The sequence below is a fragment of the Pseudomonas frederiksbergensis genome (assembly GCF_900105495.1).
GTDB classification, from domain to species: Bacteria; Pseudomonadota; Gammaproteobacteria; order Pseudomonadales; family Pseudomonadaceae; genus Aquipseudomonas; species Aquipseudomonas frederiksbergensis.
Map to the genome: position 1 here is coordinate 468,893 of NZ_FNTF01000002.1, position 24,211 is coordinate 493,103.

Below are 24,211 nucleotides of genomic sequence, written 5' to 3' on the forward strand. Positions count from 1 at the left end.
TCCAAAACCGCGCTCAGCGATAAACCGGGAAGTCCGCGCACAAGGCCGAAACGTGCTGCGCAACATTGGCCTCGACATCGGCGTCGCCGAGGTTGTCGAGGATGTCGCAGATCCAGCCGGCCAACTCGACGCACTGGGTCACCTTGAAGCCGCGAGTGGTCACCGCCGGGGTGCCGATGCGCAGGCCGGAGGTCACGAACGGCGACTGTGGATCGTTCGGGACAGCGTTCTTGTTCACGGTGATGTGGGCGCGACCGAGTGCTGCATCCGCGTCTTTGCCGGTGAGGCCCTGACGGATCAGGCTGACCAGGAACAGGTGGTTATCGGTGCCGCCGGACACTACATCGTAGCCGCGTTTGATAAATACGCCGGCCATGGCCTGGGCGTTGTCGATCACTTGTTGCTGGTAGGCCTTGAAACCAGGCTCCAGCGCTTCCTTGAAGCACACCGCTTTACCAGCGATCACGTGCATCAACGGGCCGCCCTGTGCGCCGGGAAATACCGCGGCGTTGAGCTTTTTCTCGATCTCTTCGTTGGACTTGGCCAGGATCAGCCCGCCACGTGGACCGCGCAGGGTCTTGTGGGTGGTGGTGGTGACCACATCGGCGTATGGCAGAGGATTCGGGTACAGGCCAGCGGCAACCAGACCGGCCACGTGGGCCATGTCGACGAACAGCAGCGCACCGACCTTGTCGGCGATCTGACGGAAACGTGGGAAGTCGAGGGTCTTGGAGTAAGCCGAGAACCCGGCGACGATCATTTTCGGCTTGCACTCGACGGCCAGACGTTCAACTTCGTCGTAGTCGATCAACCCGGTCTTGGTGTCGATGCCGTACTGCACGGCGTTGTAGAGCTTGCCCGAGGACGACACTTTCGCGCCGTGGGTCAAGTGACCGCCGTGAGCCAGGCTCATGCCGAGAATGGTATCGCCCGGCTGGATCAGGGCCAGGTAAACGGCGCTGTTGGCGGAAGAACCGGAGTGCGGCTGCACGTTGGCGTAGTCGGCACCGAACAGTTGCTTGGCGCGTTCGATGGCCAGCGCTTCAACTTTATCGACGTGCTCACAGCCACCGTAGTAGCGCTTGCCCGGATAGCCTTCGGCGTACTTGTTGGTCAGGCCGCTGCCTTGCGCTTCCATCACGCGCTTGCTGGTGTAGTTCTCGGACGCGATCAGCTCGATGTGATCTTCCTGGCGTTGCTCCTCGGCATTCATCGCCGCCAGCAGTGCATCGTCGTAACCCTGGATCTGGTCTTGCTTGCTGAACATCGCGTCTCTCCCAGCGGCATCTATGCGCCATTCGTCTCGGTAAGGCACTGGTGTTTCGACAGTGCCCTTTGAATGCGATGGTATGACCGGCGCAGACAGGCCAAATGCCTACGGACGCCACGCAAAGGTGCGTTTACGACATGGACCGAAATGGCTGGCCGGACACAACCCTTGAAGTCGCCTGGATCCCCTGTGGGAGCGAGCCTGCTCGCGATAGCGGCCTCACATTCAACATTGATGTTGCCTGGGCTGCCGCCATCGCGAGCAGGCTCACTCCCACAGGGGTCAGGCGATGATCTGACGTATTGCGAGCAGCAGTAGAAAATGCAGCGGATACAGCGCATACGCCCAACGGCGCATCGGCGGTGGCTGGAAGCCTTTTGCCTGTCGCAACAAGAGCAGCCCCAGCAATGGCGCAATCAGACAAGCGGCGATACCGAGGATGGCTTCAACATTGTGAAACCGCGCCGCGGAATACAGCACCGGCCACTGATTGGCCGCCAGACAGACCAGCCCCGGCAACAGGGCGAAATACCAGGGCCGTCCGATCACCAGCAACATCGCCAGCGGCAACAGCACACCGAAGAAGCCGAACATCAACCGCTCCGGGAATAGCGCCGCCAGCAGCAAGGCGCCTGCCGCCAACAGCCGCGTTTGCAGGGTTCGATCCTGCCAGCCACGGGCCACCAGTAATCCCAGGACCAATGTGGGCAGCACGTTCAACGTGCCGGGATCAGGTATGAACATCCGGTACGGGATTTCGCTGATGGCGCTAAACAGCAGCAACCACCCCAGATAACGCCACTGGCCGTGAGTCGTCACCGCGCGAGCCCGTGCCAGATTCGCCGCCATTGCCAGACAGAACCACGGGAACGCCAACCGTCCAGGTATATACAGCAGATCGACGGAATACCCGACATATCGCAGGTGATCGAGCACCATGCTCAACAGCGCCAGCCACTTGAGCAGATCCAGCGCCCCATCCCTTTGCGTCATGTGCATAATTGCCCGTCGTCCTTGTATTTTTCTGACAGCATCATCCCGTGTGCTCTCCTGACGATCTTGGGTAAAGTGCGCATCATCATTGACCACGAAGCTCTTCACCATAAGAGCTTCGACCACGGAAGCCGGCCATGACCGATAAGAGCCAACAATTCGCCAGTGACAACTATTCCGGTATCTGCCCTGAAGCCTGGGCTGCCATGGAACAGGCCAACCACGGCCACCAACGCGCCTATGGCGACGACGAATGGACCGCACGCGCGTCCGACGATTTTCGCAAACTGTTCGAAACCGACTGCGAAGTGTTCTTCGCCTTCAACGGCACCGCGGCCAACTCCCTGGCCCTGTCGTCGCTGTGCCAGAGTTACCACAGCGTGATCTGCTCGGAAACCGCCCACGTCGAAACCGACGAATGCGGCGCCCCGGAATTCTTTTCCAACGGTTCCAAACTGCTCATCGCCCGCACTGAAAACGGCAAGCTGACCCCGGATTCGATCCGCGAAATCGCGCTCAAGCGCCAGGACATCCACTACCCGAAACCACGCGTCGTGACCCTGACCCAGGCGACCGAAGTGGGCAGCGTCTACACCCCGGAAGAAATCCGCGCCATCAGCGCCACATGCAAGGAGCTGGGCCTGAACCTGCACATGGACGGCGCGCGCTTCTCCAATGCGTGCGCCTTTCTCGGCTGCTCGCCAGCCGACCTGACCTGGAAGGCCGGCGTCGACGTGTTGTGCTTCGGCGGCACGAAAAACGGCATGGCGGTGGGGGAAGCGATTCTGTTCTTCAACCACAAGCTGGCTGAAGACTTCGACTACCGCTGCAAACAGGCCGGGCAACTGGCCTCGAAGATGCGCTTCCTGTCGGCGCCATGGGTCGGGATTCTGGAAAACGATGCCTGGCTCAAATACGCCAAACACGCCAACCACTGCGCGCAGCTGCTGGCTGAACTGGTCAGCGATATTCCCGGCGTGGAACTGATGTTCCCGGTACAGGCCAACGGCGTGTTCCTGCAACTCTCGGAACCAGCGATTGCCGCACTGACCGCCAAGGGCTGGCGCTTCTACACCTTCATCGGCAACGGCGGCGCACGCTTCATGTGCTCGTGGGACACCGAAGAAGAACGCGTACGCGAACTGGCGGCGGATATTCGCGAAGTCATGTCCCGCTAAACAGCACCCCCGATCCCCTGTGGTGAGGGGGCTTGTCGGCGGCGTGCCGACAAGCCCCTCGCCACAAAAGCCCTCGCAAGTCGTTCCTCTCCGCGGTCCTGGTCTACATTGATTGACGAGCTGTTCCACTCGCTCAGACAATAATAATCAGGAGCGTACGCATGTCTTTACAAGGCAAAACCCTGTTCATCACCGGCGCGAGCCGCGGGATTGGTCGTGAGATCGCGCTGCGGGCTGCGCGGGATGGGGCCAACATTGTGATTGCCGCCAAAAGCGCCACCCCTCACCCCAAACTGCCCGGCACCATTTTCAGCGTGGCCGCGGAAGTCGAAGCCGCGGGCGGCAAGGCGCTGGCCTTGCAGGTGGATGTGCGCGATGAAGTCGCAGTGCGTGAGGCGCTGGCCAAGGCTGACGAGCATTTCGGCGGTATTGATGCGCTGATCAACAATGCCGGGGCGATCAAGTTGACCGGGGTTCAACACATCGAGCTCAAGCGCTTCGACCTGATGCACCAGATCAACACCCGCGCCGTGCTGCTGTGCAGCCAGGCCGCCCTGCCCTATCTGAAGAAAAGCAGCGGACACATCCTCAATCTTTCCCCGCCACTGAATCTGGCAAGCAAATGGTTCGCCCAGTACAGCCCCTACACGGTGACCAAATACGGCATGAGCATGCTGACATTGGGCATGAGCGAGGAATTCAAGAACTACGGCATCAGCGTCAATTCCCTGTGGCCGCAATCGATGATCGCCACCGCCGCCATCGAGTTTCAGCTCGGCTCACGCGAGTCGTTCAAACATGCGCGTACGCCCGCAATCATGGCCGATGCCGCCCATGTGATTCTGAGCAGCAGCGGTCGCAGCATGACGGGACGCTTGCTGATTGATGAGGAGATTTTGCGGGAGCACGGGGTGACCGAATTCGATCATTACCGCTTTGAGCCCGGCACGAACGACAAGCTGATGCCGGATCTGTTTATCGACTGAAACACCAACCACTGTGGGAGCGAGCCTGCTCGCGATGAGGCCGGAACATTCAACATTGATATTGATTGATCCACCGCCATCGCGAGCAGGCTCGCGCCCACAGGCTCAGAACTCGATGCGCACGTCGCCCTTCGGCACGCTGCAGCACGAAAGAATGAACCCTTCCGCTTCATCTTCCTCGGTGATCCCGCCGTTGTGGTCCATTTCGACCTCACCGCCCAGCTTCATCACCTTGCACGTCCCGCAGATCCCCATCCCGCAAGCCTTCGGAATCAACAGCCCCAATTTGGCAGCGGCGGCATGCACGGTTTCACCCGGCGCCACACGAATGCTTTTCCCGGACGCGGTGAATTCCACCTGGTGCAGGTCCGCCACGTCGATGTCCGGTGCGTCTGCGGCGATTTCGGCTTGCTCCACCGCATCGGCACGGGCTTCCGGTGGCGTAGCGCCAAACGACTCCTCGTGGTAACGCGACATGTCGAAGCCGACTGACTCGAGCATGCGCTTGACCGCATTCATATACGGCGTCGGGCCGCAGCAGAAAACTTCCCGCTCAAGGAAGTCCGGCGCCATCAGCTCAAGCATCTTGTGGTTCAGGTAACCGCGATAACCGGCCCACGGTTCGCCCAGACCATGCTTCTCGCAGATCAGGTGCAGGCTGAAGTTATCGATCCGCGACGCCATGTGTTCCAGCTCGCGGTGGTAAATGATGTCTTTGGGCGAGCGGGCGCTATGGACGAAGACCATGTCGACGTTGCCGTTGGTGTCGTAGAACCAGCGCGCCATCGACATGACTGGCGTGATACCGACGCCACCGCTGAGGTACAGCACCTTCGGCGCAGTGAAATCCATGGCGTTGAACAGCCCGACCGGCCCGTGCACCGCCAGCTCCTGGCCTTCGTGCAGGGTGTCGTGCAGCCAGTTCGACACTTTGCCGCCCGGCACACGCTTGATGGTCACCGAAAAGCTGTACGGCACCGATGGCGAGCTGGAAATGGTGTAGGAGCGCATGATCGGCACGCCGTCGATTTCCAGCTCCAGGGTGACAAACTGCCCCGGCTTGAAGAAGAACAGGATTGGCTGGTCGGCCATAAAGCAGAAGGTGCGCACATCCCAGGTTTCCTGGATGACTTTGACGCAACGGACGATGTGTCGACCATTGGCCCAGGTCTGGGTGGTTACCGGATTCAGGAAGCTGTTGGACATGCTGTTCTCCACGGCCGACTACCGGCCTTTATGTTGGCGATTCTGCGTATAGCGCAGCTCCTCCATTTACCTATCTGCGACATTCACATACTTATCGCGACCAGCCCCCAATTACCGGGGGTTGCGCGTCGGGAACAGATTTGGCCATGTCGCCCATGGATAAGGTTCTGGCGAGCGCCGGCCCCACACTCGCCCCATACCAAGACACAACCTTTACACCTTGCGTAGCAAACCTGATCAGCCACTTTCGCGGCCACGCAGATGGCCTTGAGGAAACACACGATGGACGTCACCACTACCCTGAGCCTGGGCGATCCACTGGAACCCGCACGCAAGGCCACCGCGCAGATGTTGCAAGAGCGCGAGCGCACGTTTTCGCTGCCGCAGCCGTTTTACTCTGACGAGCGGCTGTTTGATATCGACATGCAGGAAATCTTTCAGAAAGAGTGGTTGATCGCCGGCATGACCTGCGAAATCCCGACCAAGGGCAACTACCTGACCCTGCAAGTCGGCAAGAACCCGATCATCGTGATTCGCGGTGCCGACGGTGTGGTCCATGCATTCCACAACGTCTGCCGTCACCGTGGTTCGCGTCTGTGCACCAGTGAAAAAGGCAAGGTCGCCAAACTGGTCTGCCACTACCACCAGTGGACCTACGAGCTGGACGGTCGCCTGCTGTTCGCCGGCACCGAAATGGGCGCCGACTTCGACATGAAGCAGTACGGCCTCAAACCAGTGAACGTGAAGACCGCAGGCGGCTACATCTTCATCAGCCTGTCGGAAAACCCGCCGGCCATTGATGACTTCCTGTCGACGCTGAACCATTACATGGAACCGTACGACATGGAGAACACCAAGGTGGCGATTACCACCACCTTGATGGAAAAAGCCAACTGGAAACTGGTGCTGGAAAACAACCGCGAGTGCTACCACTGCAACGCGTCGCACCCGGAATTGCTGAAAACCCTGCTGGAATGGGACGACGTCACCGACCCGCGTGCCGACCAGGCCTTCAAGGACCACGTCGCGGCCTCTGCCGCCGCCTGGGAAGCCGAGAAGATTCCTTACGCCCACGCCAGTTTCGGCCTGCGTAACCGCATCGTGCGCATGCCGCTACTCAAGGGCACCGTGTCGATGACCCTGGACGGCAAACAAGGCTGCGCCAAACTCATGGGCCGCATCAAGAACCCGGACCTGGGCTCGATGCGCATCCTGCACCTGCCGCACTCCTGGAACCACTGCATGGGCGACCACATCATCGTGTTCACCGTGTGGCCGATCAGCGCGCAGGAAACCATGGTCACCACCAAGTGGATCGTCCACAAGGACGCGGTCGAAGGCGTGGACTACGACGTGGAGCGCATGCGCCAGGTCTGGGATGCGACCAACGACCAGGACCGTCGCCTGGCCGAAGAGAACCAGCGCGGAATTAACTCCACGGCTTACCAGCCAGGCCCTTACTCCAAGACCTATGAGTTTGGCGTGGTGAACTTTGTGGATTGGTACAGCGAGCGTTTGCTGAACAACCTGGGCGCGGAGCCTGCGCCTTACCTCAAAGGCGTTCCTGTTAGCGGCTAATCGAGATCAAAAGCATCGTGAGCAGGCTCACTCCTACAGGGGATTTGTGAACGACACAGATCCAATGTGGGAGTGAGCCTGCTTGCGATGGCGCCCTCCTCAACTACATACCTTTCACTGATACATCCCTCAATCTAGAACTGTACGAAATATGACCTATTCCGTTCAGCGCTATGCCGCACGCACCTTCCAGCCTTCCGCAAACAAGTTATCCACACCTCCACCCACAGCTATTGGGGACAAGTGTGGATTTCGTGGAAACTTTCTCCACAGAAATTGAAGAAAATCCGTGACTTATCCAGAAGCAGGGTTTTGAACAGCGATTGGTTGTTTTTTAATCAGAAGCTTGAAGGTCACGTTATACGTGGCTTACAGAGGATGGCGAACACCTTATCCACAGAAGCGCCAACAGACTTTGGGGGCAACTTCGGCGGATCTGTGGAAAACCGTTGAAAGCCGCGACAAATCGGGGTTTGTGCGAGTTTCACCGACTAAAAACGATAATTTGATCGTTTTTTAATCAGTCGCCTGAAAGGCCCGGTCTATATGGCCTGCAGAGGACAGCGAACATCTTATCCACAGATACGCTAACAGAGATTGGGGGCAAGTATTGGCTTGCGTACAAACTTATCCTCTGGAAAAAGCCTGAAAAAACCGCAAGTTAGGTTGGTTGTTTTTTGTACGAAGGCTTGCAGGGCCTGATTTGTATGGGTTGTAGCGATGGGCGAACACGTTATCCACAGAAGCGCTAACAGGGATTGTGGGTAACCACGATCAGGTCGTGTTGAAACACGACCATCCCGAGTCGATTTCCAGAAGCCAGCTCACAGAAACATGTAGCTCTCATCAGGGCCGATACATCAGATAGGCCTCGCCCGTGACCCGAATCATCGGATGCGGCGTGATCTGGCAGGTATCGACAATACGAAAGCCATGTCGCTCGTAAAACCGACAGGCGCCGGTGTTCATGGCGTAGTCGATCAGGCTCAAGCCATTGAGCCCCAGCTGATTGGCACGGTCGTAGGCATAGTCGAGGAACTGCTTGCCCAGGCCCTGGTTTCGCCAGCCTTCATGCAGCGCCAGGCTGGAAATATAGAGGGTGTCGGGGATTTCCAGCTTGGCGTACGGCGCCAGGACTGGATCGGTCACTGGAGGCGCCAGCGGGTCGTGACGCATCACGTAGCTGTGCATCATGCCGATGACAGCCCCATCCGCCTCGGCGATGAGGCAGTTCTGATAAGAAAAATCGACGTCGTCACGGGCGTAACGACTGGCGCCCACGTCCAGTAGATCCTGACCGGGTTGCGCCAGTTGGCTCCAGATGTAATCCGCAGCACCTTCCGACGAAATCTGGAACAAGCGAGCAATCTCCCGCGCATCCGCGCGCAGGGCCGAACGAAATTCAACGGTCATTATTTCCCCATAAATGTCGGTGACACGAGCACCCTGTGGGAGCGAGCCTGCTCGCGAAATGCGGTGGATCAGTCGCCGGAGATGTTGACTGCGCCCCTTTCGCGAGCAGGCTCGCTCCCACATTAGATGGGTGTTGATAGCTGTTAGCGGACTACGCCTTCTTCGATCAGCAACTTGAGGATCGCTTCGGCACCGGCTTGCGCCGTCACGCCTTTGAGCACCTGCCCGCCGCCACCGCTGGCCTTGGCCGTTGCGGCTTTCATCCGGTCCGCGCCGCTCTTGGCCTTGATCACCTTCAACCGTTTAGGCCGGGGCTTGGCGGGTTGCAGGGTGGCGACCGCCAGCAGTTCATCGTCGATGACTTCGACTTCATCCGCCTGCAACACCCCGCGTCGGGCCGGGCCGTAGGCGCTCTGCCGAGGCTTCGGTGCCGCGTTATCCACAGTGGCGAGAAATGGCAGGCGCACTTTCAACCGACGGCGCTGACCGCGAGGCAAGGCCTGCAGTACGAGCGCCGAACCACCGTCGATCGATTCGACTTGCGCCAACCCCACCACCAGCGGCCAGCCCAGGCTTTCGGCCAGCAAAAACGGCAACATGCCCGAGCCTTCACCGGTTTCCGCCTGGCTGCCGGTCAGCACGACCTGCGCCCCGGCATCACGCAAATACGCAGTCAATGCCGGCAGCGCATCGGCGCCTTCCGGTTGCTCCAGCACGTGCAGCTGTTCCAGGCCCATACCCAAATAGGCGCGCAATGCAGGTTCGGCAACATCGCCGGCATGCAGCACTTGCAGGTTATCCCCAGCCAGTTGCAAGCCCAGCTCCACCGCCCGCGCATCCTGCTCCGCGCGACGTGGCCGGCCGGAAGTCGGGTGGGCGCCGATGGACACCAGGCTGATGATTTTCGTGCTCATAACCCTTTCCTTTCCTTAAGCCGCATCGCGCTTGGCTTCGTTGCGGTAAGCCGCTACCGCATCGATCAAGGCTTGAAGAATCTCGGCGCTCTCGCCGATCACCGACAAGTCGGCCCGTTTGATCATGTCGCAACCAGGATCGAGGTTGATCGCCACCACCTTGTCGCAGGCACCGATGCCTTGCAGGTGCTGGATCGCCCCGGAAATCCCCACGGCCACGTAAACCCGAGCGGTGACCCAGGTGCCGGACGCACCGACCTGACGGTCGCGCGCCATGAAGCCATCGTCCACCGCCACACGGGAGGCGCCTTCGGTAGCACCCAGCGCTTCGGCGGTCCTGTGGAAAAGTCCCCAGTCCTTGACCCCATTGCCGCCGGAGAAGATGAACTCGGCTTCGGCCATCGGAATCGCTGCCGGGTCCACCGCCACCGCGCCCAAATCCTCGATGCGCGACAAGCTGCGAGCCACGGCTGTGGATAACTCCACCGGCAAGGCTTCGTGACGGGTTTCGCTCACAGGTTCGGCGCATTCGACGGCAGCCAGGATCAAGCGTGCCACCGGGCGCGCAAGGTCTTGCAAACCGGCACCGGCGCGGCCGATGCATTCCTCATCCTTGACCTGCCAGACCCGCGTGGCCGGGCGTTCGCCCAGCGCGGCGGCAAAGCGTCGACCCAATTCACCACCGCCACTGCGGCTGTCCGGTAGCAGCCAGTGACGCGGGCTGAACTGGTTATCCACAGCCCGCAGGCCCTGGACCCGTTGTTCCGGTGCATAACCGCTGAATTCTTCGCCATCCAGCACCAGCAAGCGATCAACGCCAGCGGTGGCGAAGGCATTTTCCTTGTGCTCGCCGAAGACCACGGCCAGTACCGCGCCGTCGTTACCGGCCAACTGATGAGCCAGGCCGAGCAAGTCGCGGTCGTGGCTGCTCAAGCGGCCGCCAACCATATCCGGCACCACGCTGATGTAGAACGCCGGTTGTGGCACTTGATGCAGCGGCAATTGCACTTCAACCGCGGCCGAGCGTTTAGTCGCCCCGCCTTGTTGTGCGCCGCTGCGGTCGATCCGCTTGATCCCGTTGGGACCGATAAAACCGATGCCATGGGGATTCTTGCGGATGACGCCGTTAGGCCCCATCCAGCTGTGTTGCGCCGGTTGCATGGCCGCGTGCAGCGGGTGCAGACGGTTACGGGCGATCCATTCGGCGCGTGGGTCGCGGCGGATAATGTCGCTCATCAGTGGGCCTCCGCAGGTTCACGTTGGGCCGGTTTGGTCGGCTTGCTCGGGGCCGCGTCTTCGAGCAACGCGTCCGCCACCAGTTCGGCGATGTCCTTGATCAGCGGCCGAGGTTCGACCACGCCTTCGAGCATCGCGGTGCACTGTGGACAACCCACGGCCACCAGTTCGGCGCCAGTTTCGCGGATGTCTTCCATGCGCATGTCGGGGATCCGTTGCTTGCCCGGGATGTCGGTGATCGGCGCACCGCCACCGCCGCCGCAGCAGCGTGAGCGGAAACCGGAGCGTTGCATTTCCTTGATCTCGATCCCCAGGGCGCGCAGCACTTCACGCGGCGCCTCGTATTCGCCGTTGTAGCGGCCCAGGTAGCAAGGGTCGTGATAAGTCACGCTGCTGCCTTTGTGCTGGCCGAGGTTCAGGGCGCCAGCGCCGATGATTTCCGCCATGTAGGTGCTGTGGTGCTGCACGAGGTAGTTGCCGTCGAAGGCGCCGTACTCGTTTTTCAGCACGTGGAAGCTGTGGGGGTCGCAGGTGACGATGCGGTTGAAATTGTACTTGGCCAGGGTCTGGATGTTGCGTTTGGCCAACAGCTGGAAGGTCGCTTCGTCGCCCAGACGTCGGGCTACGTCACCGCTGTCGCGCTCTTCGAGGCCCAGTACCGCGAAGTCGACCTTGGCCGCTTTCAGCACTTTGACGAAGGCGCGCAGGGTGCGCTGGTTGCGCATGTCGAAGGCTCCGTCGCCGACCCAGAACAGCACGTCGACGGATTTCTTCTCGCTCATCAGATTGAGGTTCAAATCCGCTGCCCAGTTCATCCGCCCACCCGGGGCGAAACCGCCAGGGTTGTCGGTGGCGATCAGGTTTTCCAGGACTTCGGCGCCCTTGTTCGGGGTCGCGCCTTTCTCCAGGGTCAGATGGCGGCGCATGTCGACGATGGCGTCGACGTGCTCGATCATCATCGGGCACTCCTCGACGCAGGCGCGGCAAGTGGTGCAGGACCACAAGGTTTCGGCGTCCACCAGACCGTTGACGATCGGTTGATGCGGGTTGCCGGCGTGTTCGCCGATGGCCTTGCCCGGATAAGGGCTGCCAGCGAATTTGGCGTCGGTGCCACCGGCCAGGCCAACGACCATGTCCTGAATCAGCTTTTTCGGGTTCAGCGGCTGGCCGGCAGCGAACGCCGGGCACGCGGCTTCGCATTTACCGCACTGCACGCAGGCGTCGAAGCCGAGCAGTTGGTTCCAGGTGAAGTCCTTGGGTTTTTCCACGCCCAGTGGCGCGGTTGGGTCGTTCAGGTCCAGCGGTTTCAAACCGGTGGAACGGCCGCCGCCAAAGCGTTCGGCGCGACGGTGCCAGGCCAGGTGCAAGGCACCGGCGAAGGCGTGCTTCATCGGCCCGCCCCAGGTCATGCCTAAGAACAGTTCGCTAACGCCCCACAGCACACCGACGCCAAGGATCGCAGCCACGACCCAGCCACCGAAGTTTTCCGGGAGGATGCCAGCGACCGGCAGGGTCAACAGGAAGAACGACGCCGAGAACGCCATCAGGCTTTTCGGCAGGCGCATCCATGGGCCTTTGGACAAGCGGGCTGGAGGATTGCGACGGCGCAGGAACATAAAGATCGCGCCGACAAACATCACCGCCGACATCAGCAGCAGTGCATAACCGAGGATGCGGTTATGCAGGCCAAAACCGTGAACCAGAATCGCCAGCACAATGGACGCCACCGCACCGCCAGCCGTGGCGACGTGAGTGTTGGCGATGTATTTGTCCCGCGCGACGACATGGTGCAAATCGACCATGTAGCGTTTGGGCATGGCGAACAGACCGCCGATCAGGTCGACTTTCGACGCCCGGCCCTGACGCCACATAGCCACCCGCCGCAACGCGCCCAGGACAGCCAGGCCCAAGGCAGCGAACAACAGGATTGGAAGAAGGGTGTTCAACATGTGGAGCTCCCAAAGACCGCAGGGTCTTGCAGGTCGAGATGCCTGACTCGGTTCCTGTGGGAGCGGGCTTGCCCGCGATTGCATTTTGCCAGTCACATCTGCATTGACTGACCCACCGCTATCGCGGGCAAGCCCGCTCCCACAAGGTCATGTGCAAGCCGTTAGAAGTCTTTGCACAACCGCAACGCGTCATAGATCGCCGCGTGGGTGTTGCGCTGGGCCACGCAGTCGCCGATGCGGAACAGCAAGTAGCCGTCGCCCGCCTGGCTCAACGAAGGTTGCGGCTTGATCGCGAACAAAGCTTCGATGTCCATCTGGCCTTTGTTGCGCGAGCCTTCCTTCAGCGCGTAGTAGATTTCTTCGTCTGGACGCACACCGTTTTCGACGACGACCTGGTCCACCACCCGCTCCTCTTTGGCGCCGGTGTATTCGTTTTCCAGCACCGCCACCAGCTTGTCACCTTCGCGGTAGACCTTCTCCAGCATCATGTCGCCGGTCATGATCACTTCTTTCGGGTACATGCTGCGGTAGTACGTCGGGAACGACGTACCGCCGATGGCCACGCCCGGTTTGATGTCGTCGGTGACGATCTCGACCTGGCTGCCCTTGTCGGCGAGGAAATCGGCGGTCGACATCCCGGTGAACTCGCAGATGGTGTCGTAGACCAGCACGTTCTTGCCCGGTGCAACCTTGCCATCAAGGATGTCCCAGCTGCTGACCACCAGGCCTTCAGCCGCGCCCCAGTGCTCGTTCTGCTCCAGGAATGGATGGCCGCCGACGGCGAGCACCACCACGTCCGGACGCAGGTCGAGAATAGTCGCCGCATCCGCCGCCACGCCCAGGCGCAGATCGACTTTCAAACGCGCCAGTTCCAGTTGGAACCAACGAGTGATACCGGCGATCTGGTCCCGTTGTGGAGCTTTCGACGCGGTAGTGATTTGCCCGCCGATGAATTCTTTCTTTTCGAACAGGGTCACGTCGTGGCCACGTTCGGCCGACACGCGAGCCGCTTCCATCCCGGCAGGGCCGGCACCGACCACCACGACTTTGCGCTTCACACCGGTCGACTTCTCGATGATGTGTGGCACGCCCATGTATTCACGGGAGGTCGCGGCGTTCTGGATGCACAAGACGTCCAGGCCCTGGTACTGACGGTCGATGCAGTAGTTGGCGCCGACGCATTGTTTGATCTGGTCGACCTGGCCCATTTTGATCTTGGCGATCAGGTGCGGGTCAGCGATGTGGGCGCGGGTCATGCCGACCATGTCCACGTAGCCGCCTTCCAGAATACGGGTCGCCTGGTTCGGGTCCTTGATGTTCTGCGCGTGCAGCACCGGGGCCTTCACCACTTCCTTGATACCGGCGGCCAAATGCAGGAAGGGCTCCGGTGGATAACTCATGTTCGGAATAACGTTGGCCAGGGTGTTGTGGGTGTCGCAACCCGAACCCACCACGCCGATGAAGTCGATCATGCCGGTGTCGTCGTAGTACTTGGCGATCTGCTTCATGTCTTCGTGGGACAAGCCGTCCGGGTGGAATTCATCACCGCACAGACGAATGCCGACGCAGAAATCCGGACCGACTTCCTTGCGCACAGCCTTGATCACTTCCAGGCCGAAACGCATACGGTTCTCGAAGCTGCCGCCCCATTCGTCGGTACGCTTGTTGACTCGCGGGCTCCAGAACTGGTCGATCATGTGCTGGTGCACGGCGGACAGCTCGACGCCGTCCAGGCCACCGGCCTTGGCCCTCCCGGCGGCGCTGGCGTAGTTGCCGATCACCCGCCAGATTTCTTCCGGCTCGATGGTTTTGCAGGTCGCACGGTGCACCGGCTCACGGATGCCCGACGGCGACAGCAGGGTTGGCCAATGCTCGCCATCCCAACGGGAACGACGACCCATGTGGGTAATCTGGATCATGATCTTGGCGCCATGCTTGTGCATGGCATCGGCCAGGTTCTGGAAGTGCGGAATGATCCGGTCTTCGGCCAGGTTGACCGACTTCCACCAGCCTTGCGGGCTGTCGATGGCCACACTGGAGGAACCGCCGCAAATCGCCAGGCCGATCCCGCCCTTGGCTTTCTCTTCGTAATACTTGACGTACCGGTCGGTGGTCATGCCGCCGTCGGTGGCATAAACCTCGGCGTGCGCGGTGCTGAGCACGCGGTTACGGATGGTCAGTTTGCCGATCTGGATCGGCTGGAACATTGCTTCGAAAGCCATGGCGGGTTCCTCGACTTACAACGGCTTGACGGTGAACAGGCCGTCGTCGTGGCCTTCTTCGGAGCCACCGTAAACCTGTTCGGCAACGGTGCGGATTTTGCTGCCACGGGCTTGCAGGATCTGGTCCATGGCACCGGCAAACCAACCGGTGAACATGTAGTCGACCTTGCGCCCGACCTTGCCGTACACATAAACAAATGCGGAGTGTTCGAGCTTGACGCTGGCGGTGCCTTTGTCGAGGTCGATGTCCTGGATCTTGAACAGGCCCCAGCCGCGTTGCGACAGACGCTTCATGTAGTGTTCGAACACCGCAACGCCTTCCAGGCCGTGGCATTCAGCTTCTTTTTCACACCAGTGCCAGGCGGACTTGTAGCCGGCCTTGTAGAGGATTTCGGCGTAGGCGTCGGCGCCCAGCACTTCCTCGATGCCCATGTGGTTGTTAACGAAGAAGTGACGCGGTACGTACAGCATTGGCAGGGCGTCGGAGGTCCAGACACCGGTTTCGCTGTCGACTTCGATTGGCAATTGCGGGGCGATCTTGGCCATGGAAACTTAACTCCAGAAAATTCGTTGTGTGTTTTGCGTAGCAGCTGCCGAGGTACGAGGCTGCGTTGCGTGTCCGTAGGACCGCCCTCGGGGGCCGCTTCGCAGCCCGACGCAGCCTCGTTCCTCGGCGGCTGCTACAAGGGATCGTTGTTCAAAGTGGGCTTACTCGCCCCAGACGTCCTTCAAGACGTTGACCCAGTTCTCGCCCATGATCTTGCGCACCACGCGCTCTGAATGGCCGCGCTTGAGCAGGGTTTCGGTCAGGTTCGGGAACTCGCCGACGGTGCGGATGCCCAGCGGGTTGATGATCTTGCCGAAGCTGGTCAGGCGGCGGGCGTAGCCCTTGTCATGGGTCAGGTATTCGAAGAAGTCCTGGCCATGGCCCTGGGTGAAGTCGGTGCCGATGCCGATGGCGTCTTCGCCGACGATGTTCATGGTGTATTCGATGGCTTCGGCGTAGTCGTCGATGGTCGAATCGATGCCCTTGGCCAGGAACGGCGCGAACATGGTCACGCCGACGAAACCGCCGTGATCGGCGATGAACTTCAGTTCTTCATCGGACTTGTTGCGCGGGTGGACTTTCAGGCCCGACGGCAGGCAATGGGAGTAGCAGACCGGCTTCTTCGATTCGAGGATGACTTCTTCGGAGGTCTTCGAGCCGACGTGGGACAGGTCGCACATGACGCCGACGCGGTTCATCTCGGCGACGATTTCACGACCGAAACCCGACAGCCCGCCATCACGCTCGTAGCAACCGGTGCCAACCAGGTTCTGGGTGTTGTAGCACATCTGCACGATACCGACGCCCAGCTGCTTGAACACCTCGACATAGCCGATCTGGTCTTCAAAGGCGTGAGCATTCTGGAAGCCGAACAGGATGCCGGTCTTGCCCTGCTCTTTAGCCTTGCGGATATCGGCGGTGGTGCGCACTGGAATCACCAGGTCGCTGTTTTCGCGGATCAGCTTCTGGCTGGCGGCGATATTGTTGACGGTGGCCTGGAAGCCCTCCCACACCGACACGGTGCAGTTGGCCGCGGTCAGACCGCCCTTGCGCATGTCTTCGAACAGCTCACGGTTCCACTTGGCAATAATCAGACCGTCGATAACGATGCTGTCGGCGTGCAATTCGGCTGGGCTCATCAGGCTGTCCCCTATTAGCGATTCATGCGCCGAATCGTGTGCCGGCGCTTTGGGGCCAGCATATGCCTGAGGGAGGGGGCAGCCGGGTGCAAAAACGACAGGGGGTTTGCCGAAAGCGTCAATCCGCGACAAAGGGTCGTCGACAGACGACATGGGCCACCTGTTCAAGGGCCTGCGCATGAGCCAGAATTCGCGCCATTACTGGATGCTTCACTGGAAAAAGGGGCGGCGGCGCAATGAAATCGATCTTCCTGGCTTTGGCACTTATGGCGACCGGCGTACACGCGGCTGAAGAAGCCGACGACAACCCCTGCGACAAAGTCGAAAACGAGGTCCAGACCCTGGAATGCTCGGTCTACAGCAGAACCGCCGCCGAAGACCTGCTGAGCGAGAACTACAAAAGCCTGGCCGATCGCATGCAAATGCTCTACGAAAAGAACCCGGCGCAACTGACCGACATCACCGCCAAGCTCAAGGCTGCTCAACAGCAGTGGCTGAAGACCCGGGATGCGGATTGCGCAGTCGAGGCGTTTCCGGCGACGAGCGGTAGCAAGGCGTTCACCATTGCGCAGAATGACTGTGTGGCGCGGATGAGTGACGAGCGGTCGGAGTTTTTGGAGTCGATTGGGCAGGAGTAAGTACAAACCCCTGCCAACCAGACCTGTAAGCTGAACATCTTCAGCCAGTAAAGGGATTCAAATGAAAATCTGCGGCATCGAAATCAAAGGCAGCGAAGCCATCATCGCCGTGGCCTCCCTCGACGATCAGGTCTTGAGCCATGTCGCCCTGACCACCAAGAAAATCGCCCTCGACGATGACGATGAAGCCGCGAACGTCAAAGTCTTTGCCGCTCAAGTGGCGTCGTTTGTACGCGAGAACTCCATTGATCGGATCGCGATCAAGAAGCGCAGCAAGAAAGGCGAGTTTGCCGGTGGGCCGACCACGTTCAAGATCGAGGGTGTTTTCCAGTTGCTGGAGAATTGCGAGGTCACGCTGCTGTCGCCACAGACGATCAATGCGCAGAACAAGAAATTCGACTTCGAACTGCCGACCACGTTGAACAAGTATCAGCATGAGGCGTACAAAGCGGCCTGTTCGGCGCTGATGAAGAAGTAACGTTCGCAGCAGATCAAAACTGTGGGAGCGGGCCTGCTCGCAATAGCGGTGGATCAGTCGACATCAACTTGAATGACAGACCGCCATCGCGAGCAGGCTCGCTCCCACAGGATTCTTCTCTGGTGTTGTCAAAACTTGAATTCAGACCAGCTCCCGGCCATCCCCGAGCCGCCGCCGATCCTCCCGCGGACACCGCTCAAACCGCGCCCGATAGCTGCGGGTGAAATATGACGGCGATTCAAACCCGCACGCGATACTCACTTCCAGCACGCTCATGTCCGTTTGGCGCAGTAACTGCCGAGCCTTCTCCAGCCGCAAACGCAGGTAGAAGTTGCTCGGTGTGTCGTTCAGGTGCAGGCGAAACAATCGCTCCAGTTGCCGTCGGGTGACCTTGATCGATTCCGCCAGCTCCAGCGTACTGAGCGGCGGCTCGCTGTGCTGTTCCATCTCCCCAATCACGTGAACAAGTTTCTTGTTGCTGATGCCATACCGCGTGGCGACTTCCATGCGCTGGTGGTCTTTGCGCGGGCGGATACGGCCGAGTACGAATTGTTCGCTGACCTGGATCGCCAGTTCCGGGCCGTGGGCCTGGGCGATAAGGTCGAGCATCAGGTCGATGGACGCGGTGCCGCCGGCGGAGGTAATGCGCCGGCGGTCGATCTCGAACAGCTCCTGGGTGACGCTCAGCTGCGGGTAGGACTCCTTGAAGGCGTCGATGGCTTCCCAGTGCAGGGTCAGGCGATGGCCGTCGAGCAGGCCGGCTTCGGCGAGGATGAAACTGCCGGTGTCGATGGCGCCGAGGGTCACGCCTTCGTTATCCAGGCGGCGTAACCAGTGCTCCAGGGCCGGGGTGGTGAACTTCAGCGGTTCGAATCCGGCGATTACCAGCAAGGTTGCGCCTTTCTTCAGCGGTTCCAGCGCCGCATCGGCGTTGACCGACATGCCGTTGCTGGCCAATACCGCCCCGCCGTCCGCGCTGAGTACATGCCAGCGGTAGAGCTCGCCACGAAAACGATTGGCGACCCGCAACGGCTCGATGGCCGAGATAAATCCGATCGCCGAGAAACCCGGCATCAACAAGAAGTAGAAATCCTGGGACATGGAGCGCACTCGCTTAGCAGGTAAAAAGAGGCCAGGTAACGAGAGGCGGGTACCGTGTGGACGTTGATACGCCACTTGCACGCGGCATTCAAGAGCGCAGGTCGCCGCAGTGCAAGAGCTGGTCGCCGCAGTGCGTTTTCACAGGGCCTTAGCTGCGTAACTTGGCATCACCGGCACACAAAGATGCCGGAACCCACAATAACGTCTGCCGAGGAACCCGACATGAAACGACTGATCAGCAGCTGTGTTCTTGCACTCAGCGGTACCGCTTTCCTGAGCGCCAGCGTCATGGCGGCCGAACCTGCTTCATGCCAGAACGTGCGCATGGGCGTGGTGAACTGGACCGACGTGATCGCCACCAGTGCCATGACCCAAGTCCTGCTCGATGGCCTCGGCTACAACACCAAACAAACCAGCGCATCCCAGCAAATCATCTTCGCCGGGATCCGCGACCAGCGCCTGGACTTGTTCCTCGGTTACTGGAACCCGCTAATGACCCAGACCATCACCCCGTTCGTCGATGCCAAGCAAGTCGAAGTGCTGGAAGCACCGAGCCTCAAGGATGCTCGCGCCACCCTCGCCGTGCCGACTTACCTCGCCGACAAAGGCCTGAAAACCTTTGCCGACATCGCCAAGTTTGAAAAGGAACTGGGCGGCAAAATCTACGGCATCGAGCCTGGCTCGGGCGCCAATACCCAGATCAAGGCAATGATCGCCAAGAACCAGTTTGGCCTTGGCAAGTTCCAGTTGGTCGAGTCCAGTGAGGCCGGCATGCTCGCGGCGGTGGATCGCGCCGTGCGACGCAAGGAGGCCGTGGTGTTCTTCGGCTGGGCGCCGCACCCGATGAACGTCAACGTGCAAATGACTTACCTCACTGGCAGCGAAGACGCCCTCGGCCCGAACGAAGGCATGGCCACGGTCTGGACCGTCACCGCGCCGAAATACGCCGAACAATGCCCGAACATCGGTCGTTTGCTGAGCAACCTGACCTACACCGCCGAAGACGAGAGCCGGATGATGCAGCCATTGCTGGATCACAAGGACGCTTTCGAGTCGGCCAAGCAATGGCTCAAGGATCACCCGCAAGACAAGCAACGCTGGCTCGAAGGCGTAACCACCTTCGATGGCAAACCCGCCGCTGAAAACCTGAAACTGACCAGTAAATAAACCCGATTGAACCACCGACTCGCAGCCCGACCGGGCTGCGAACGGAATCATCACGCCTGCAAGGAACCCGCCTCATGAACCACGACGTCATCATCACCTGCGCACTCACCGGTGCTGGCGACACGACCAGCAAGAGCCCACACGTGCCGGTCACCCCGAAACAAATCGCCGCAGCCGCCGTGGAAGCCGCCAAGGCTGGCGCCACGGTCGTTCACTGCCACGTTCGTAACCCCGAAACCGGAAAATTCAGCCGTGATGTCGCGCTGTATCGCGAAGTGATGGAGCGCATCCGCGAGGCGGACGTGGACATCATCGTCAACCTCACCGCCGGCATGGGCGGCGACCTGGAAATCGGTGCGGGCGAGAACCCGATGGAGTTCGGCCCGAACACCGACCTGGTCGGCCCGCTGACCCGTCTGGCCCACGTTGAAGCACTGCTGCCGGAAATCTGCACCCTCGATTGCGGCACCCTGAACTTCGGCGACGGCGACACCATTTACGTGTCCACCCCGGCCCAGCTACGCGCTGGCGCCAAACGCATTCAAGAGCTGGGAGTAAAGGCCGAGCTGGAAATTTTCGATACCGGTCACCTGTGGTTCGCCAAACAGTTGATCAAGGAAGGCCTGCTCGACGACCCGCTGTTCCAACTCTGCCTGGGCATTCCGTGGGGTGCGCCGGCTGATACCACCACCATGAAAGCCATGGTCGACAACCTGCCCGCCAATGCGGTCTGGGCCGGCTTCGGCATCGGTCGCATGCAGATGCCGATGGCGGCCCAAGCGGTGCTACTCGGCGGCAACGTGCGGGTCGGCCTGGAAGACAACATCTGGCTGGACAAGGGCGTACTGGCGACCAACGGCCAACTGGTCGAACGCGCCTCGGAAATCCTCAGCCGCCTCGGCGCCCGTGTTCTGACCCCGGCGGAAGGCCGGGCAAAAATGGGCCTGACCAAGCGCGGTTGACCCTTACACACTTTCCCCCTGTGGGAGTGAGCCTGCTCGCGATAGCGGTTTACCTGCCTCAATTGATGCATCGGATGTACCGACGCCATCGCGAGCAGGCTCGCTCCCACAGTTTTTTCCGAGCCAAATTCAGGAAGTGACCATGAGCTTTATCACTGAAATCAAAACCTTCGCCGCCCTGGGCAGCGGTGTCATCGGCAGCGGTTGGGTGTCCCGCGCCCTCGCCCACGGCCTCGACGTGGTGGCCTGGGACCCGGCGCCCGGTGCTGAATCCGCGCTGCGCAAACGCGTCGCCAATGCCTGGGGCGCGTTGGAGAAACAGGGCCTTGCGCCAGGCGCATCGCAGGATCGGTTGCGCTTTGTCGCCACTATCGAAGAATGCGTTCGCGATGCGGATTTTATTCAGGAAAGCGCCCCCGAGCGTCTGGACCTGAAACTGGAACTGCACGCCAAAATCAGCGCGGCGGCCAAGCCCAATGCCTTGATCGGTTCCAGTACTTCCGGCCTGTTGCCGAGCGAGTTCTACGAGAGCTCGACGCACCCGGAACGCTGCGTCGTCGGCCACCCGTTCAACCCGGTTTACTTGCTGCCGCTGGTGGAAGTGGTGGGCGGCAAAAACACCGCCCCGGAAGCGGTTCAAGCGGCCATGAAAGTCTATGAATCCTTGGGCATGCGTCCGCTGCACGTGCGCAAGGAAGTACCCGGTTTTATCGCCGACCGTTTGCTCGAAGCGCTCTGGCGTGAGGCGCTGCACCTGGTTAACGACGGTGTGGCGACCACCGGCGAAATCGATGATGCGATTCGCTTTGGCGCGGGTCTGCGCTGGTCGTTCATGGGCACGTTCTTGACGTACACCCTGGCGGGTGGCGATGCGGGCATGCGGCACTTCATGGCGCAATTCGGGCCGGCATTGCAGTTGCCGTGGACGTATCTGCCGGCGCCGGAGCTGACCGACAAGTTGATTGATGATGTGGTGGATGGCACCAGCGATCAGTTGGGCACGCACAGCATTTCCGCGCTGGAGCGCTATCGTGATGATTGCTTGCTGGCAGTGCTGGAGGCGGTGAAGACCACCAAAGAGAAGCATGGGATGGCCTTCAGCGAATAAGCCTCCCCACTGATCGTTCCCACGCTCTGCGTGGGAATGCAGCCCGGGACGCTCCGCGTCCCAAAAGCGGACGCAGAGCGTCCATTGAGGCATTCCCACGCGGAGCGTGGGAACGATCAACCCCGATCATGCCTGGAGAGAATCATGCCCACCCTCACCACCTACCAAACCAAAATCATCCCCGACTGGGTCGACTACAACGGCCACTTGCGCGACGCTTTCTACCTGCTGATTTTCAGCTATGCCACCGATGCGCTGATGGATCGTCTGGGCATGGACAGCACCAACCGCGAAGCCAGCGGCAACTCGCTGTTCACCCTCGAACTGCACCTCAATTACCTGCACGAAGTGAAGCTCGACGCCGACGTCGAAGTGCACACCCAAATCATCGGCCACGACAGCAAACGCCTGCACCTCTATCACAGCCTGCATCGGGTGGGTGACGACAAGGAGCTGGCGGGTAATGAACAAATGCTGCTGCACGTCGATCTTGCCGGGCCGCGCTCCGCACCGTTCAGCGAAGACACCTTGAGCAAGCTGCAAGCCATCGTCGCCGAGCAAACCGACCTTCCCGCCCCCGACTACATTGGCCGAGTGATCGCGTTACCCCCTAAAAAATAACAAGGAGATCGCCATTGAACACCGCCGCCGCTTTTGCCGACTTCCGTACCTACCCGTTGATCAGCGCGTTGACCGCCGTAGACACCCTGGCGGACCGAATTCAAGTGAAGTGGGCCGATGACCGTGTCAGCCCGTTTCATCATCAGTGGCTGCGGGACAACTGCCCGTGCCCGCTGTGCGTCTACACCGTAACCCGCGAGCAAGTGCTGGAAATCGTCGACGTCGCCGAAAACCTGAAGCCCTCGAACGTCAGCGTTGATGCCGAAGGCTGCCTGCGTGTCGATTGGCAGGACGGCCATCTCAGCCGCTTCGATCCTGGCTGGCTACGGGCCCACGCCTACGACGACGAGTCCCGCGCCGAGCGCCGGGCCGCGAAGCCCAAAAGCCAGCTCTGGTACAGCAACCTGACGCTGCCAGTGTTCGACTACCCGGCGTTGATGAACGACAACCACGCCTTGCTGCAATGGCTGCTGGCGGTGCGCGATACCGGCCTGACTCAGGTCCGCGGCGTGCCCACCGAGCCGGGCTCGTTGAAGTTGATTGCCCAGCGGATTTCCTTCATTCGCGAGAGCAATTTTGGCGTGCTGTTCAACGTGCAATCCAGGGCCGATGCCGACAGCAATGCCTACACCGCTTTCAACCTGCCGCTGCACAGCGACCTGCCGACCCGGGAGTTGCAACCGGGGCTGCAATTTCTGCATTGCCTGGTGAATGACGCCGAAGGGGGCGAGAGTATTTTCGTCGACGGTTTTGCCATTGCCGAAGCCTTGCGCGATGAAGATCCCGAGGCGTTCAAAAGCCTTTGCGAAATCCCGGTGGAGTTTCGCAACAAAGACCGTCACAGCGACTACCGCTGTCTCGCGCCGATCATCGCGCTGGATGCCTTTGGGCAGGTTTCGGAAATTCGCATGGCGAACTTTCTGCGCGGTCCGTTCGATGCGTCGGTCGAGCAGATGCCCGCGCTCTATCACGCCTACCGCCGCTTTATTGCGATGACCCGCGAGGCGCGATTCCGCGTGATGACGCGGTTAAACCCAGGCGAAATGTGGTGTTTCGACAACCGCCGCACCCTCCATGCCCGCAACGCCTTCGACCCTGCTACTGGCGCCCGGCATTTTCAGGGTTGTTATGTGGATCGGGATGAGTTGTTGTCGCGGATTTTGGTGCTGCAACGGTAGACCGCGTTATCGTTCATCGCGGGCAAGCCCGCTCCCACAGTTGACCGGGTTCTAACAGGAGAATGCGGGCGAATGTGGGAGTGAGCCTGCTCGCGATGGCATCAGCCCAGACACCCCATCCCTTCCTGATTCACAGGCAAAAAAAACCCCGATCAAGCCGTGACAGGATCGGGGCAGAGGTGGGTACTGTTGAGGAGCCGTTTGCGCGAGGGTGACCAAACCTTCGTGAAGCCAGCTGATCCCAGTGTGCCCACTCCCAGCCATAGCAAGTTAGCCGAAAACGACCTGTTCATAGGTATTGCGGCCATTGCGACAAATCGTCCTTGC

21 protein-coding genes are annotated in these 24,211 nt (G+C 60.4%); 10 read left to right on the plus strand and 11 right to left on the minus strand.

The genetic code is table 11. The features are described from left to right. Window positions 1-13: 13 nt before the first annotated feature. Both glyA and BLW70_RS02795 read right to left on the minus strand, forming a co-directional pair. A complete protein-coding gene (gene glyA / locus BLW70_RS02790; RefSeq protein WP_074871495.1) occupies window positions 14-1,267 on the minus strand; it encodes a serine hydroxymethyltransferase in 1,254 nt (417 codons plus the stop codon). A gap of 285 nt (window positions 1,268-1,552) precedes the next feature. Further along, a complete protein-coding gene (locus BLW70_RS02795) occupies window positions 1,553-2,269 on the minus strand; it encodes a TraX family protein (protein WP_074871496.1) in 717 nt (238 codons plus the stop codon). A gap of 131 nt (window positions 2,270-2,400) precedes the next feature. On the opposite strand from BLW70_RS02795, the gene BLW70_RS02800 reads away from it, so the two are divergent. Both BLW70_RS02800 and BLW70_RS02805 read left to right on the plus strand, forming a co-directional pair. After that, window positions 2,401-3,441: a threonine aldolase family protein gene (locus tag BLW70_RS02800; RefSeq protein ID WP_074871498.1), complete on the plus strand. Its 1,041-nt coding sequence runs from the start codon at window positions 2,401-2,403 to the stop codon at window positions 3,439-3,441. Window positions 3,442-3,602: 161 nt separating this feature from the next. Beyond that, window positions 3,603-4,427, plus strand: a complete 825-nt coding sequence (locus BLW70_RS02805) for an SDR family oxidoreductase (protein WP_074871499.1) — start codon at window positions 3,603-3,605, stop codon at window positions 4,425-4,427. Window positions 4,428-4,532: 105 nt separating this feature from the next. Here the strand turns inward: BLW70_RS02805 and gbcB are convergent, their stop codons facing one another. Beyond that, the gene (gbcB, locus tag BLW70_RS02810; protein ID WP_074871501.1) at window positions 4,533-5,633 is read right to left on the minus strand and encodes a glycine-betaine demethylase subunit GbcB; all 1,101 of its coding nucleotides are present in this window, start codon (window positions 5,631-5,633) and stop codon (window positions 4,533-4,535) included. Window positions 5,634-5,915: 282 nt separating this feature from the next. On the opposite strand from gbcB, the gene gbcA reads away from it, so the two are divergent. Beyond that, the gene (gene gbcA, locus BLW70_RS02820; RefSeq protein WP_074871505.1) at window positions 5,916-7,211 is read left to right on the plus strand and encodes a glycine-betaine demethylase subunit GbcA; all 1,296 of its coding nucleotides are present in this window, start codon (window positions 5,916-5,918) and stop codon (window positions 7,209-7,211) included. Between the two features lie 846 nt (window positions 7,212-8,057). Here gbcA and BLW70_RS02825 read toward each other — a convergent pair. The 7 genes from BLW70_RS02825 to BLW70_RS02855 all read right to left on the minus strand — a co-directional run bounded on the left by BLW70_RS02825 (window position 8,058) and on the right by BLW70_RS02855 (window position 16,631). Continuing rightward, window positions 8,058-8,624: a GNAT family N-acetyltransferase gene (locus BLW70_RS02825; RefSeq protein WP_074871508.1), complete on the minus strand. Its 567-nt coding sequence runs from the start codon at window positions 8,622-8,624 to the stop codon at window positions 8,058-8,060. A 143-nt stretch (window positions 8,625-8,767) separates the two neighbouring features. Further along, on the minus strand, window positions 8,768-9,538 hold the full coding sequence (etfB, locus tag BLW70_RS02830) for an electron transfer flavoprotein subunit beta (RefSeq protein ID WP_030128552.1): 771 nt from the start codon (window positions 9,536-9,538) through the stop codon (window positions 8,768-8,770). Between the two features lie 15 nt (window positions 9,539-9,553). After that, window positions 9,554-10,774: an electron transfer flavoprotein subunit alpha gene (etfA, locus tag BLW70_RS02835; protein WP_074871510.1), complete on the minus strand. Its 1,221-nt coding sequence runs from the start codon at window positions 10,772-10,774 to the stop codon at window positions 9,554-9,556. Next, on the minus strand, window positions 10,774-12,723 hold the full coding sequence (gene dgcB, locus BLW70_RS02840) for a dimethylglycine demethylation protein DgcB (protein WP_074871512.1): 1,950 nt from the start codon (window positions 12,721-12,723) through the stop codon (window positions 10,774-10,776). The genes etfA and dgcB overlap by 1 nt, the downstream gene beginning before the upstream one ends. A 161-nt stretch (window positions 12,724-12,884) precedes the next feature. After that, a complete protein-coding gene (dgcA, locus tag BLW70_RS02845) occupies window positions 12,885-14,945 on the minus strand; it encodes a dimethylglycine demethylation protein DgcA (RefSeq protein ID WP_074871513.1) in 2,061 nt (686 codons plus the stop codon). A gap of 15 nt (window positions 14,946-14,960) precedes the next feature. Beyond that, on the minus strand, window positions 14,961-15,491 hold the full coding sequence (locus BLW70_RS02850; protein WP_008033249.1) for a DUF5943 domain-containing protein: 531 nt from the start codon (window positions 15,489-15,491) through the stop codon (window positions 14,961-14,963). A gap of 162 nt (window positions 15,492-15,653) precedes the next feature. Beyond that, on the minus strand, window positions 15,654-16,631 hold the full coding sequence (locus tag BLW70_RS02855; RefSeq protein ID WP_007907542.1) for a dipeptidase: 978 nt from the start codon (window positions 16,629-16,631) through the stop codon (window positions 15,654-15,656). A 236-nt stretch (window positions 16,632-16,867) separates the two neighbouring features. Here BLW70_RS02855 and BLW70_RS02865 point away from each other — a divergent pair, with 236 nt between their 5' ends. Next, window positions 16,868-17,269, plus strand: a complete 402-nt coding sequence (locus BLW70_RS02865) for a lysozyme inhibitor LprI family protein (RefSeq protein ID WP_074871517.1) — start codon at window positions 16,868-16,870, stop codon at window positions 17,267-17,269. A gap of 61 nt (window positions 17,270-17,330) precedes the next feature. Continuing rightward, window positions 17,331-17,747 carry a DUF3010 family protein gene (locus BLW70_RS02870; protein WP_074871518.1) on the plus strand — a complete coding sequence of 139 codons (417 nt, stop codon included), beginning with the start codon at window positions 17,331-17,333 and terminating at the stop codon, window positions 17,745-17,747. 141 nt (window positions 17,748-17,888) lie between these two features. Here BLW70_RS02870 and BLW70_RS02875 read toward each other — a convergent pair whose 3' ends face one another. Further along, a complete protein-coding gene (locus BLW70_RS02875; RefSeq protein ID WP_074871520.1) occupies window positions 17,889-18,848 on the minus strand; it encodes a GlxA family transcriptional regulator in 960 nt (319 codons plus the stop codon). Between the two features lie 222 nt (window positions 18,849-19,070). On the opposite strand from BLW70_RS02875, the gene BLW70_RS02880 reads away from it, so the two are divergent. The 5 genes from BLW70_RS02880 (at window position 19,071) to BLW70_RS02900 (ending at window position 23,884) form a co-directional block, all read left to right on the plus strand. Continuing rightward, window positions 19,071-20,015, plus strand: coding sequence for a choline ABC transporter substrate-binding protein (locus BLW70_RS02880; RefSeq protein WP_007907536.1), 945 nt, complete (start codon window positions 19,071-19,073; stop codon window positions 20,013-20,015). 74 nt (window positions 20,016-20,089) lie between these two features. Next, the gene (locus BLW70_RS02885) at window positions 20,090-20,977 is read left to right on the plus strand and encodes a 3-dehydrocarnitine:acetyl-CoA trimethylamine transferase CdhC (RefSeq protein WP_008151915.1); all 888 of its coding nucleotides are present in this window, start codon (window positions 20,090-20,092) and stop codon (window positions 20,975-20,977) included. Window positions 20,978-21,119: 142 nt separating this feature from the next. Beyond that, window positions 21,120-22,085: an L-carnitine dehydrogenase gene (locus BLW70_RS02890; RefSeq protein WP_074871522.1), complete on the plus strand. Its 966-nt coding sequence runs from the start codon at window positions 21,120-21,122 to the stop codon at window positions 22,083-22,085. A 144-nt stretch (window positions 22,086-22,229) separates the two neighbouring features. Then, window positions 22,230-22,706, plus strand: a complete 477-nt coding sequence (locus tag BLW70_RS02895) for a thioesterase family protein (RefSeq protein ID WP_074871523.1) — start codon at window positions 22,230-22,232, stop codon at window positions 22,704-22,706. A gap of 14 nt (window positions 22,707-22,720) precedes the next feature. After that, entirely contained in the window at window positions 22,721-23,884 is a 1,164-nt protein-coding gene (locus BLW70_RS02900; RefSeq protein WP_074871525.1) for a gamma-butyrobetaine dioxygenase, read from the plus strand. Window positions 23,885-24,211: the final 327 nt, after the last annotated feature.